The organism is Paenibacillus planticolens, from assembly GCF_013141725.1.
GTDB lineage: Bacteria > Bacillota > Bacilli > Paenibacillales > NBRC-103111 > Paenibacillus_E > Paenibacillus_E planticolens.
Genome location: NZ_WHNZ01000022.1, coordinates 280,967 through 293,954, shown reverse-complemented (window position 1 = coordinate 293,954; position 12,988 = coordinate 280,967). Strand labels below are relative to the sequence as shown.

Below are 12,988 nucleotides of genomic sequence, written 5' to 3'. Positions count from 1 at the left end.
GATGGGGATGTCCAAGAAATCATTTGTCTCATTATGTTTAAGCCTAAGTTTGGTGCTCAGTTTAATTTCGGGACTGCTTGCTAAGCCGGCCGACGCCAAAACCGTTCGTGTGGCAGTTGTATCGTCACTATCGGGAGAGGTAACCGTCAAAAAAGGCGGTGGTTCCAAATCGTACGATGCTTATGAAAATATGAGTCTAAATCAAGGGGATACCGTTTATACGGGGGCTAATTCTTCTGCGACTCTTAATTTGAGCAATGGGGATGCGGATGTAACTTTAGGTGAAAATGCCGAGATCAATGTGTCGGACCTGAATTCCGCGGACGGGAAAAAGAAATCCAAGCTGAAAGTATGGGCCGGCTCCATGTGGGTTAAAGTGAAGTCATTAGCTGGTTCTGATGATGAATTTGAAGTTGAAACGCCGACAGCCGTCATGGGGGTAAGGGGTACTCAGTTCTTTGTTATGGTTGATCCGGCGACAGGAAGCATCAAGATGGCCGTTGGAGCAGGGAAGGTTTCCGCATCGACAGTAACGATTGGCGAGGATTTGGAACAGAAGACAAGCATTACATACTTGTACCCAACACAACAAATCTCACTTGATTCTAGGGATGAAACACAGGATTTGTCGCTGAAAGTGGATTTCCTTGACCTGGATGATTTCGTTAGCCAAGCTTCGCCGGAAGTCATTAGGGCATTTATTCTTAATAAAGCGGAAATTGATAAGGAAAACGATGAGTTTATTGCCAAAAAAGCGAAGGAACTTGTGGAAGGCAAAGTAACCGACGATTCGAATCTGGTAATCAAGAGCAAAGAAGATCTCGACAAGGTGAAACAAAATTTCGATAATCTAATCGGAAATGTTGCCAAAAAAGCGTTAGCGGACAACAAGATCGACCGCTCGGCGATGGATAAACTAATCAATGAAACGAATAAGAAGATTTCAGAGCAAGGCAGAAAATTAGACTTAAGCACAGTCAAAGATTTAGATAAAACAGCGGGTATTGATGCGGAGAAAGAGAAAGCGAAGCAAGTGCAGTTGAAAAAGCTTGAAGCTGAGAAGTTGAAAAATAAGCTTGAGCGTGAGAAGAAGGAAGCTGAGGTTAAGAAGCAGCTGGAAGCGCAGATTAAATTGATTGAAGAGAAGAAAAAACAGCAAGATTTAGGATCGGGGGGATCGGGGTCAGATTCTTCGACGCCACCTACGCCGCCAACATTGAATGTGGAAAGTCCAGTTATTGAAGAATCGCCTGCCAATGATGGCAGTATCGCCGCTACACAAGTGATTACACTGGCAAATGGCACATTTGATTCAGATATGAGCACTGGTGTTACGGTTAATCATCTGCCGGCAGGATTGACTGCTTCCGTAACTCGCAATAGTAGTACGAAGATTACGATTGCTTTTAATGGAAATGCTCTCGCACATACATCTGCCGATGATGTAACAAATGTTTTTGTTACGATCGCCAAAGAGAAAATTACTGGAGCGAAAGCAGATGTAAATTCGGGTGAATTTAAAATCAAGTTTAGGAATCCGGAAGTTCCAACACCACGATTAAGCTTAAGCCATGGCGAAGTCAATGCCTCGGGTAATTTTCTTTTGAATGTGAATTTAAGTGATTTTATTGGTGATAACTCCGTATATGGGGTAGAGCTGCATTTAACTTATGGTCCGAATATTAATTTCAAAGCGAATTCATGGGTAAGCAATTCAGCTATATTCGATGCAGCCGCAAGTGCGGATTACATGAAACAATTTCCTAATGAGACACAGAATGAGCTTGTGTATGCAGTGACTAACTTTGGCTCAGCGACGAATATTGAAGTGAATGGGGAGAAAAATTTAGTTGTAATCCCTATGAATGGACGTTCTTTGCAAACAGGTACAGCTCCTTACACAATAAAAGTTGAGAAAGTGGTTATTATTCATAAAAATGGTTCTGACGTACAAAAAGTAGAGGTTACCGGAAATTCTGAAATCATCGTGAATTTGCCTGATCTCAGGGTTTAATCTTCACCTAATCATCTTAAAAGGAGAAACCTATGAAGCCTTTAAAATATATACTCGTTTCCTCTCTGGCGGCTGCAACATTGTTGGGAGGTTCGTCAGTTTGGGCGGCGGGATTATCAGCGGATGCGCTGCTTTCGAGCAATGGTCAGATCATGTCTAATGTCACGACGCTTGCGGGGATTGGTGATTTTGAAGATATTAACGGAGATGCGTTAAAAGCTGGATTTCGGGCTCCTGGGAGTGTCGTTCAGCTGCCTGACGGCAGTATTCTCATTGCGGATACCCGCAATCATCTCATTCGAAAAGTTTCAGGAGGCAAAGTCTCAATGTTCGCTGGTCCGGAGCTCGTGGTGACGAAAAATAGTCAAGGGTTCCCGACGGGGGGGCTTCTTGACGGCAAGGCTTCTCAATCTTTCTTTAACGAGCCAACCGGTTTGGCCGTTGACAGCAAGGGGAACGTGTATGTAGCCGACTCGGGAAATAACGCGATTCGAAAAGTGGACACGAACGGACAAGTCACCACTTTGGCTGGTAATGGCGTTCCAGGCAAGAAGGATGGGAAAGGCGCGGACGCAAGCTTCAATCACCCTAGCGATGTTGCGGTAGCTGCAGACGGGACCGTGTATGTCGCGGATTCGCTTAATCATGTCATTCGTAAGATCGCAGCAGATGGTACGGTTTCGACGCTAAACGCGGCTTCCACCCGGGCAGTTGAAATTCGTCCCGGCAAGAGTTCTTTCGCGGGCGAATTCCAAGACGGCAGTTTAACCGCGGCCAAGTTCAATGAACCTTCCGGTTTGGCGCTGGACAGCAAAGGCAACCTTTATGTAAGCGATACGGGCAATCAACTTATCCGTTATATCGATTTGCAAGCAGGAACGGTGAAGACCGTTGCAGGCTCTCCTAGCGGTGAGAGCTATGGGAAGAATGAGCTGTACGCGGGCGGTGATTATGCCGATGGTGAGGCATCGAAAGCGAAGTTTGATTTCCCGAAAGGTCTCACAGTGACCTCTGAGGGCGGGATAGTGATTGCGGATAGCTTAAATCACGCCATTCGATATTTACTGAACGACAAAGTGACAACCATTGCCGGAACCGTTCAAACGGGCGAGACCGACGGCGTAGAGCGGGCAGCTGAATTTTACAACCCCAATGATGTTCTTGTGACAGCTCAAGGCAATATCGTCGTTGCAGACTCTTCGAACAACAAAATTCGTAAAATAGCGCCTTATCATTTGCCAGCAGATTTGCCAAGTCAGGGCATTAAGGTCGTAAATGGAGAGAAAGTGATTTCCTTCGATGCTCAACCTGAAATTCAAAACGGACGAACGATGGTTCCAGTTCGCGCTATCAGTGAAACATTCGGTTTTGAAGTCAAATATGCCGAACGCTCGGGTACAAAGGTCGTTCAGTTAATCAAAGGCGACACAACAGTAGAGTTGACGATCGATGACACGGGTGTCGTTCGAAAGCAGGCAGGACAAGCGGACGTCAAGCAAGTTACGGACGTTGCGCCATATGTGAAGCAGGACCGCACGTTCGTACCGATTCGTTTCTTTGCGGAGCAGATCGGGTTGGATGTTCAGTGGGACGCCGATACGCAAACTGCGATTTTGCGTACAAAATCTTATGCAAAGTAAACGTCATGAGTCTGGCCAAGGGCAACCTTGGTCAGGCTCGTTTTATTTTACAGCTTCAACTCCAAGGACCTTATGCCGATAAAAATCAAGAGAGTCCGTCTCGAAGTCGTGCGGGGGAGGTGTCCGGGTTGAAAACCAAGAATCATCATGACCAATTGGAACGGTTTTTCCAACATAATCCGATTGAAGATCCGCTGTATCTCAAAAAATACGTGAAAGACCATCCCGATCATAAAATGGCGTGGTATTTGTTAGGCCGGGAATATGCGGCGCAGGGGAAAGAAGGCAAGGCGGCTTACTGTTTTGCACAGTCTGGGGAGATTTATGAGGCGTTTGAGCGCCAAAAAATAACGATTGAGGGTCCGCTCCCTTCTTACCCTTCTTCCGTCCTTAATAACGTTAGCGTACCCCCATCGAAGAGGGGGCTGAAAGGCGCAGGGAAATGGATGCCGTTATTGGTCATTCTGTTGCTATTGGCCGTTCCAGCTGCGATGGATTCTGCGAAGGAGCAATGGGCCGATAGCGTTGGCCAAAAAAGCCCCGCCGCAAATGTGACGCCCACGGTTCAAACACCTGTGAAACAGGAAGACCAGGCGAGAACAAAGCTCTTTTTCTCGAAGGGAGATTGGGGGAAGGAGCTTCAACAAATCCTGACATCGTCCGGGCAAGGAGCCGGGGAATCTATTATTATGCAAGCACCGCGAAGCGCAGACGGTAAATGGACGGAGTGGAACAAATCGGTGAGTCCGCTGATTAGCGTTGCTTCTGAAGGGGGAGGCGGGGGTTCTGCTGCATTGAAGTACTATCAATCGCAGATTTGTTCCTGTCAGGCTGCCGATAGCTCCGCAATCGTCCCGGTCATTGATCAGTGGATGCAGGAGCGGGAGCGGGCGATTGTGCTGCAAAGCGCTATGAAGGCCTATCAACAAAGGACGGGAATGCTGCCTGAGAAACCAGAGCAGTTATCTAAGCCATACCCGTATAATCTGCTTCCTGGGCTTACACCAGAGATGCAGGAGCTATTTCCGCAGGCACTCAGCACGCTTAAAGCGGAGCTTGCCCAAGCAGGACAACCGCAGGAGCCGAAGCAAGCGGATGAGAAGGTCCCGGTCAATCAAGAAGCGAAAGAGAACGCGGTGCCAAGCTCTTCGCAGCCTAAAGCTTCTACGTATCCATTGAGTGAACCGCTCAGAATTGTCATTGATACGGAGAAATATGTTCTGGCCCTAGTTAGCGGCGATACGATTATCCGCAGCTATCCTGTTGGGCTAGGCGGCGAGAAAACGCCGCTGGGCGATTTCATCATTAGCGAAAAGGTTCGCAATCCGAATGGGAAATCGAACGGTGAGTTCGGGAGTCGCGGGATGACGTTGTCCGACACGCTTTATGCCATTCACGGCACAAATAAGCCTTCGAGCATCGGGAAAGACGAGTCGCATGGCTGTGTGAGGATGCTGCAGGGGGATATTGAAGAGCTTTATAACATGGTGACACATCAAACCAAAGTGACGATCGGCAAAGGGGTGCTGCCACAGCCGGGTTCAGGTGGCGGAAATCCGGGAATCGGTGCGGGCAGAGGAAAGCCCGAGCAATCGTTCGGGCTGCCGCTACAGACGAATGACAGCAATCCAGGCAAGAAATATAAATGGCTGGATTAAAAGGAGTTAAGGGAAAGGCTGTCTCATGAGCAGGTTACTCTGCTATTGAGGCAGCCTCTTCTTTGATTCAGAATCATGTACACAAAGGATTTCTGTTGACATTCATATAGAAAGCGATTACAATTCAAAATGTGATGATTTCAATCATTTGGTTCGCAATCATTTGTTCAAAATGAGCAGTAGTGTCATGGCTAGGATGACGACAAGTAAAATGGAGCCTGTCCAAATGATGGCTTTTTTATTGATTTCCTCTTTGGCTCTTCGATTAACAGCTGTTGGTTTACGTTTGGACATTGGAATCACCCTTTTTTAGAATTTATACGATATCATCTATCATATCATAAGTATGGCCGATCATAGAATATGGTGGATCGAAAGAAATTTTATAAACATGTATTGACGGTCATGTCATTTTATTGTAATATTTAGTCACGTGAAGCAGTGAAAACAATTAAATATGTCAGTTTTGATAACATGTTACCATAAGGGCATTAGTTATTAGAAGAGCAAGTCTTCTTCTATAACTATGCCCTTTTATTATTTTTCAGTATTTGAATGATGAAAGGGGTTGGTAGCACAAAAAACGGAAGCATGTTAAACCGGGAATTCGCTACTCCAGATAGCAAATAGATTGATTAAAAAAGGGAGAAGATGAACACATGAATATGAAAAAATGGTCAACAATGGGCTTAGCTGCATCAATGGTGCTTGTAGCAGCAGGCTGCGGTAAAACCGCTGCTCCGGCAGAATCGACAAAACCAGCTGCAAGCGTTGCTCCAACCGTCGCTGCAAGCGCTGCGCCTACTGCGGCAGCAGCAAAAAAATTAACAGGCGATTTTGAAATCCAATACTTTGTCGGCGGATATGGCGACAAATGGTGGAAAAAAGTGATTGCCGATTTCCAAGCAGCAAACCCGGATTTGAAAATTAAAGAAAGTGCGGGACCAAAAATCAACGAACAAACGAAACCCCGTTGGATCGCTGGTAACCCACCTGACTTCGTATATATCGACGGACCTGAATTGTTTGATCGTCAAATGGTGACAGACGGTCAGCTTGAGGATTTGACAGATTGGCTGAAAGATGCGAAAAACGTTGACGGCGAAAAAATTCTTGATCTACTTGCACAGCAACCGCCGCAATACGATGGCAAAATCTACAACATCCCATTCGTTATGAGTTCATGGGGGATCTTCTACGACAAAGCCTTGTTTAAAGACAAAGGCTGGGCTGAGCCAAAGGATTTCGAAGATTTCTTGAAAGTTAGCGATACGATTAAAGCAGCGGGCATTAATCCTTTCATTCATACCGGTAAATACCCTTACTACATCAATGGTGCTATCTTGTACCCAGCGATTGTATCAGCGAACAACAACGACTACAAATTGCTGCAAGATATGGCTTCGAACAACCTGGATGCTTGGAAAAGCCCGGCCATCTTGAAAGGTTTGAACAAAATCGTTCAACTTCGCGACAAAGGATTTATCGATAAAGCATCCGTACAAATCAATCACACGGATTCCCAATCCTTATTCCTTCAACATAAAGATGCCTTCATCCCGAACGGTCTATGGCTGCCAAACGAAATGGCGAAAGACGTTCCAGCTTCCTTCGACTTCGGATTCATCCCATCCATCACGCAGGATAAAGGTGGAAAAGTGGTAGCGAATACGTCAACTTCGACATTCGCTATTGCGAAAAAAGCCAAAAACAAAGATGCAGCGAAAGCGTTCATGCAGTTTGTATTCTCGAAAGCACAAGCTTCTCAGTGGGCAGAGCTTAGCGGTGCGCCGTCCAACATCAAAGGGGATATCTCTTCTTCCAAAGCTCCTAACTTTGTAAAAGATGCAGCGAAATTCTTGTCTTCCCCTGATACGGTTGTTGTTCCTACAGTGTCCTTCGCTGCTGACGTAGACAAAGCGATGCAAGATGCAACAGTTGCTTTGACAATCGGAACGATTACGCCTGAAGAATGGGTCAAACGCGTAACAGATGTCGTTGCTAAACAAAAGAAATAATAACTGAATTCGGCAGTGCGGAGAACTCTTAAGGTCAAGCGCCTTAGGCGTTCTCCGCCATTTTAATGATAGGACGGTGAGGATAGAATGAAGGCCAAGTCAAAAGTATGGAAAAGGAATTTATTCATCGCTTCATTCATCATTCCGACTTTTTTGTTCTTCTGTGTATTTACGATCTACCCTGTTATACAGGCCTTGCAGAAGTCATTCTATGATTGGTCAGGAATGTCGGAGAACAGCACGTTTATCGGTTTTGACAATTTCAAAGAACTGTTTAAAGATCCAATTGTTCTTAGAGCCATTGGGAATGATTATTTCTTAGTCGTAGGAAAAGTGATTGGCATTATGATTTTGGCAACGTTCTTCGCAGTTGCATTGACACGCTTCAGAGTGAAAGGCGCCGGCTTTTTTCGGGCGATTTTTTTTATCCCCAATGTTATCTCGGTCGTTGTTATCGGTGTGCTCTGGAACTTCATTTACAATCCTCAAATTGGATTCTTGAATGCCTTCTTGTCACTTTTCACCGGTGAAAAAGTCGATATTACGTGGTTGGGCTTTCCACAGCACACGATTTGGATGTTGCTGCCGCCTACCATTTGGGCAGGTATCGGTTTCTACATGATCTTGATGATTGCTGCAATCGTGAATATTCCTGCTTCCTATTATGAAGCAGCTAATATAGATGGAGCCGGTCAGTGGTCGCAATTCCGCAACATTACCATGCCGCTTATCTGGGAGCAAATTAAAGTTTCGGTCGTCAACATTGTCATCACGACACTGAACGGATCCTTCGTAATTGTACAGCTGATGACGAACGGAGGACAGCCAGATAATACAACCCAAGTGATGGGATCTTACCTGTATCGGATGGCTTTTCAACAGTATCATTTCGGTTATGGAGCGGCTATCGGTGTCATGATCTTAATCGTCTCGCTGATCACAACCCTCATTCTACAGCGTGTCATGCGCCAAGAAACGATCGAAATGCATTAAGGCTATCTCAGAAAAAGAAAGATTCTGAAGGAGGGGAACTATCATATGGAGATCAAAAATCCGTTAGCCAAATTGATTGTCTGGATCATTCTTCTGATTTGGAGTGTTGCCGTCCTCTATCCTTTGATTTGGACACTGCTCGATGCACTCAAAAATAATGAGCAATTTTTCCTGAATGCCCCTTGGGCGCTGCCGAAGTTCCCGCTGTTATGGTCCAACTTCTCCTATGTATGGAGTAAATATAACTTTAGCACCTATTTCTTAAACTCGATTGTTGTCACGGTTGGAAGTACCCTGCTGGGTATGATTCTTGCGGCGATGACAGCGTATATTTTGGCCAGGTATGATTTTAAAGGGAATAAAATCATTTTTACGATTTACATCTCCTCGATGATGATTCCGTTCGCACTGGCACTCATTCCACTGTTCTTCTTGCTGAATGATTTGCATTTGATTAATACATGGCTTGGTTTAATTCTTGTCTATGCCGCACTTAATCTGCCGTTTGGGATCTTTCTGCTGGTCGGTTTCTACAAATCGCTGCCGAAAGAAATTGAAGAGGCCGCTATCATTGACGGGACAACCCACTATGGTACGTTTTTCCGCGTTATGCTGCCCTTGTCGCAGCCGGGACTTATTACGGTCATGATTACGAATATGTTGAATAACTGGAACGAGTACTTCTTAGGCGTTGTTTTGACGAATGAACCAACGAAGTACACGCTTCCGGTCGGTCTTGCTGTCATGCAGGCGGAGATGCAATATCGCGTAGAGTGGGGGCCATTGTTCGCAGGACTTCTGATTACAACGATTCCGACCCTAATCGTATATATCATCTTCCAACGCCAAATCGCAAGCGGGATAACGGCAGGAGCGGTGAAATAATCGTATATATGCTGCATAGAAAAAACACCTTTTCCTAGAGTATTTTATCCTTTCGGGAGGGTGTTTTTTCCACTATAATGGAAATAGAAAGAGCAAATAAGGAACGGCCAAACTTATGGGCTTAATAGGTGACATAACATGAGATCCATGTATTTATTGCAGAAAATGGGACGTTCTTTAATGATTCCGATTGCGGTTCTGCCGGCGGCATCCATTCTTTTACGTATAGGCAATATGACATTTAGCGATCCTTTTCTTATGCAGGTGGCTCATGTTTTTGAGTCTGGCGGAAGCGCGATTTTTGATAATTTGCCGTTAATTTTTGCGATTGGCATTGCCATTGGACTGACCTCCGGAGACGGAATTGCGGCATTGGCAGCTACGGTCGGCTATCTCGTGTTTAATAAGGTTTTACAGCTTTTTCATACCGGTACCGATTCGGCGGAGTTCTTGGATATGGGGGTACTCGGCGGCATGCTTGTCGGAGTGATTTCTGCGACATTCTTTAACCGATTCCAGAATATTCGATTGCCGAAAGCATTAGGCTTCTTCGGGGGGAAGCGGTTTGTCCCCTTACTAACGGCTATGGCGATGGTGTTTCTTGGGCTGTTGATGGGATCCATTTGGCCTCCGGTCCAAAAAGCGATCAGCATTTTCGGCATATGGATTGTTGACAATGGAAATATCGGCGTCCTCATCTATGGGATTATGAATCGCCTGCTGATTCCCACTGGCTTACATCACATCATTAATAATATCGCATGGTTTCAAATCGGGGATTACACCACAGCGACAGGCAAAATCGTGCATGGCGACATCTCCCGGTTTTTTGCGGGTGATCCGGGAGCGGGCATGTTTATGACAGGATTTTATCCTGTTATTATGTTTGGACTTCCTGCTGCAGCTCTCGCCTTGTTTAAAAGTTCATCAACGATCAATAAATCACTTCTTGGTCCAGTTCTGCTGAGCGCTGGTTTAACCAGCTTCTTAACGGGTGTTACGGAGCCCATCGAGTTTGCTTTTATGTTCGTAGCCCCGGGCTTATACATTATACATGCCTGCTTAACGGGTATTTCGATGCTGCTAATGAATGTGCTTCAGGTGAAAATGGGGTTTGGTTTTTCCGCTGGTTTCATCGATTTTGTACTGAATTGGCACATATCTACGAATCCTTATCTGATTCTCCTTGTAGGTGCAGGATACTTTATTCTTTATTATCTAACGTTTCGGCTGTATCTGTATTTCTTTCCAATGAAAGTGTCCAGCCGGGACGAAACGGTTGAGCAGGTAGAAGTGGATGTTAGTCCGCCTGTGGAAATCAAGGAAGACCGCCTAGCCCGTATTTTGAGACATATCGGAGGGCCTTCAAATATTATTTCTATTGATGCTTGCATCACGCGGCTGCGTTTGCTCGTCAATGAAGAGAAACTCGTCTTGGACAACGAACTTAAAGAGCTTGGCGCAATAGGGGTCATTCGATTGGGAAAAGGCAACGTTCACGTCGTATTCGGCACGGAATCAGAGCATATTCGCGAAAGTATTAAACCTATGCTTCACAAGCAAAAAGACAAATCAGGACAAGCCTCAATTTAACCCACAAAGTGACACTGTGACTCTTCGAGGTCTATTCCGGTTACTTTGCGGGGACCCCGAAACAAAGATTAGGAGGTGTCTAATGATTGAACGGACGATCATCCATGTACTCTCACACAACGTGGTGATGGCGCATTTGACATCAGGGAAAAACTCGATTGCTTTTGGTAAAGGGATCGGTTTTAAGAAGACACCGGGTATGCCTATCGATGAAGCAGAAATTACGCAAGAATTCCTTTTGCATACATCAGAGGTGCTTAGGAACTATGAACAAATCCTTAATGCGGTTGACTTGCAAATTATCGGGATCACAGAAGAGGTGATCGCGTACGCGCAAAGCATGCTGGAAGGCGATTTCTCAGAAACGATTCACGCATCGTTAGTAGACCATATTAATTTTGCAGTCGAGCGGCAAAAACGGGGCATTTTCATCACAAATCCATTTGCTTATGAAATTGGCTATATGTACCCGGAGGAGTATAAAGTAGCCAAGAAGTCCGTCGAATTCCTCAATGAACACCTGGATGTCAAATTGCCCGAAGATGAAGTCGCGTTCTTGACGATGCATTTCAATAGCGCCCGCAAAAAGGATCAGGCATCTGATTCCTTAGCGGTGGTCAGAATCGTCTCGAAGACGATCGAATCGGCGAAAGAATTAGGTTTTAACTTCGACGATTCCTTCTCCACATTGCGATTCATCAGTCATTTGAAAGGTGTCATCGAGCGGGTGAAACAAAGAAAGACACTGCAAAATACGCTGCTTAATAAAATTAAAGAAGAGTACGGAGACACGTTTGTGAAGGCAAAAGTACTGTCGCTTATGCTCAGCGATGCCCTGCAAATGGAAGTGGCGGACGACGAAACCGGGTATCTCACGATGCACTTGGAACGGCTGCTTCAACGCTCGGAAGTATAGAGTTTGGCATAGCAGGATCTATTCCCTTGCAACCGTTATGGAGCAGGGATTTTTTGTTTAAATCCTATGTTTAAGACTTACAGTGGATTGCATAATTGCACAATGTCAGCTAAACTGACTGTTAGAGTCATTAGAGAACGGAGTGCATAGGACATGCTGTATAAGAAGATAGCAAAACCGATTTTGTTTCGAATGGACCCTGAGAAGGCGCATCATCTGACCATTGACGGTCTAAGCGCGGTAACTCGTTTCCCAGGCGGAGCGCAATTACTTAAATCGATGTACGGAGTGCAGAACTCGCCTCTCATGAACCAGCGTATATGGGGACTGGAGTTTGCCAATCCGGTCGGTTTGGCCGCAGGGTTAGACAAAAATGCAAAAGCAGTGAAAGGCTTCTCGCAGCTTGGATTTGGATTCATGGAAGTTGGTACCATAACCCCCAAACCCCAACCAGGCAATGAGCTGCCGCGGTTATTTCGTTTGCCCGAAGACAGGGCGCTCATCAATCGGATGGGCTTCAATAATGTAGGAACGGATGAGATGGCTCACAACTTGCAAAAGACAGGCAAACGAGCCATTCCGGTAGCGATCAACATAGGTAAAAATAAAACGACTCCGAACGAGCAGGCCGAAGAGGATTATCGGGCTTGCATCCGGGACTTATATACATACGGCGATTTCTTTGTCGTCAATATTAGCTCACCAAACACGCCGGATTTGCGTAATTTACAGCATGGGAATGATTTGAAGCGATTGCTTGATGCGGTTACCGCCGAAATGCAGCTTCAACAGACTAAGCATGCACACACCGGCAAGCCTGTCCTTGTAAAAATAGCGCCTGATCTCACCGATGATGAGCTTGAATTAACCGTACACACGATTAAGGACAGCGGAGTTTCGGGGATCATTGCGACGAACACAACGTTAAGCAGAGCCGGACTCGTACATGCCAACCGTTCGCAAGCAGGCGGGCTTAGTGGAAGACCGCTGACAGAGCGATCCACTGAGGTCATTCGACGCGTCTATCAGTTGACCGAGGGCAAGCTGCCGATCATAGGAGCTGGCGGGATTTTCACGGCTAGGGATGCCTATGACAAGATTCGGGCCGGTGCCAGCTTAGTTGAAGTTTATACCGGATTAATCTATGAGGGTCCCGGCATTCTTACTAACATTAATAGGGGACTCCAAGATTTACTCCAAAAAGATGGATATACTCATATTTCCCAGGCAATCGGTGCAGATCACAACTGACTTCATTTGGAATGGAGGAA

10 protein-coding genes are annotated in these 12,988 nt (G+C 45.7%); 9 read left to right on the top strand and 1 reads right to left on the bottom strand.

The annotated features are described in order from the left end of the window. Window position 1: 1 nt before the first annotated feature. The 3 genes from GC097_RS12380 to GC097_RS12370 are packed head-to-tail and all read left to right on the top strand — an operon-like array spanning window position 2 to window position 5,312. Window positions 2–2,014, top strand: a complete 2,013-nt coding sequence (locus GC097_RS12380) for a FecR family protein (protein ID WP_171683600.1) — start codon at window positions 2–4, stop codon at window positions 2,012–2,014. A 32-nt stretch (window positions 2,015–2,046) separates the two neighbouring features. After that, the gene (locus tag GC097_RS12375; protein ID WP_171683599.1) at window positions 2,047–3,654 is read left to right on the top strand and encodes a stalk domain-containing protein; all 1,608 of its coding nucleotides are present in this window, start codon (window positions 2,047–2,049) and stop codon (window positions 3,652–3,654) included. Window positions 3,655–3,659: 5 nt separating this feature from the next. Next, window positions 3,660–5,312, top strand: coding sequence for a L,D-transpeptidase (locus GC097_RS12370; protein WP_171683598.1), 1,653 nt, complete (start codon window positions 3,660–3,662; stop codon window positions 5,310–5,312). Between the two features lie 159 nt (window positions 5,313–5,471). On the opposite strand, the gene GC097_RS34715 is transcribed toward GC097_RS12370, so the two are convergent. Further along, complete coding sequence (locus tag GC097_RS34715; protein WP_281364287.1) at window positions 5,472–5,606, bottom strand: hypothetical protein; 135 nt, start codon at window positions 5,604–5,606, stop codon at window positions 5,472–5,474. 365 nt (window positions 5,607–5,971) lie between these two features. On the opposite strand from GC097_RS34715, the gene GC097_RS12365 reads away from it, so the two are divergent. The 6 genes from GC097_RS12365 (at window position 5,972) to GC097_RS12340 (ending at window position 12,968) form a co-directional block, all read left to right on the top strand. Continuing rightward, on the top strand, window positions 5,972–7,330 hold the full coding sequence (locus tag GC097_RS12365) for an ABC transporter substrate-binding protein (protein WP_171683597.1): 1,359 nt from the start codon (window positions 5,972–5,974) through the stop codon (window positions 7,328–7,330). Window positions 7,331–7,417: 87 nt separating this feature from the next. Next, window positions 7,418–8,323 (top strand): carbohydrate ABC transporter permease, encoded by a 906-nt coding sequence (locus tag GC097_RS12360; protein ID WP_171683596.1) that lies wholly within the window; start codon window positions 7,418–7,420, stop codon window positions 8,321–8,323. Window positions 8,324–8,368: 45 nt separating this feature from the next. Then, complete coding sequence (locus GC097_RS12355; RefSeq protein WP_171683595.1) at window positions 8,369–9,208, top strand: carbohydrate ABC transporter permease; 840 nt, start codon at window positions 8,369–8,371, stop codon at window positions 9,206–9,208. A gap of 138 nt (window positions 9,209–9,346) precedes the next feature. Next, entirely contained in the window at window positions 9,347–10,801 is a 1,455-nt protein-coding gene (locus GC097_RS12350; protein ID WP_246294168.1) for a PTS transporter subunit EIIC, read from the top strand. Between the two features lie 82 nt (window positions 10,802–10,883). Then, window positions 10,884–11,717 (top strand): PRD domain-containing protein, encoded by an 834-nt coding sequence (locus GC097_RS12345; RefSeq protein ID WP_171683594.1) that lies wholly within the window; start codon window positions 10,884–10,886, stop codon window positions 11,715–11,717. A 153-nt stretch (window positions 11,718–11,870) separates the two neighbouring features. Next, window positions 11,871–12,968 (top strand): quinone-dependent dihydroorotate dehydrogenase, encoded by a 1,098-nt coding sequence (locus tag GC097_RS12340; RefSeq protein ID WP_171683593.1) that lies wholly within the window; start codon window positions 11,871–11,873, stop codon window positions 12,966–12,968. Window positions 12,969–12,988: the final 20 nt, after the last annotated feature.

Bases quoted from the DNA above. Each gene is read 5' to 3' on its own strand.
- GC097_RS12380 (WP_171683600.1), top strand. From the start codon at position 2: ATGGGGATGTCCAAGAAATCATTTGTCTCATTATGTTTAAGCCTAAGT.
- GC097_RS12375 (WP_171683599.1), top strand. From the start codon at position 2,047: ATGAAGCCTTTAAAATATATACTCGTTTCCTCTCTGGCGGCTGCAACA.
- GC097_RS12370 (WP_171683598.1), top strand. From the start codon at position 3,660: ATGAGTCTGGCCAAGGGCAACCTTGGTCAGGCTCGTTTTATTTTACAG.
- GC097_RS34715 (WP_281364287.1), bottom strand. From the start codon at position 5,606: ATGTCCAAACGTAAACCAACAGCTGTTAATCGAAGAGCCAAAGAGGAA.
- GC097_RS12365 (WP_171683597.1), top strand. From the start codon at position 5,972: ATGAATATGAAAAAATGGTCAACAATGGGCTTAGCTGCATCAATGGTG.
- GC097_RS12360 (WP_171683596.1), top strand. From the start codon at position 7,418: ATGAAGGCCAAGTCAAAAGTATGGAAAAGGAATTTATTCATCGCTTCA.
- GC097_RS12355 (WP_171683595.1), top strand. From the start codon at position 8,369: ATGGAGATCAAAAATCCGTTAGCCAAATTGATTGTCTGGATCATTCTT.
- GC097_RS12350 (WP_246294168.1), top strand. From the start codon at position 9,347: ATGAGATCCATGTATTTATTGCAGAAAATGGGACGTTCTTTAATGATT.
- GC097_RS12345 (WP_171683594.1), top strand. From the start codon at position 10,884: ATGATTGAACGGACGATCATCCATGTACTCTCACACAACGTGGTGATG.
- GC097_RS12340 (WP_171683593.1), top strand. From the start codon at position 11,871: ATGCTGTATAAGAAGATAGCAAAACCGATTTTGTTTCGAATGGACCCT.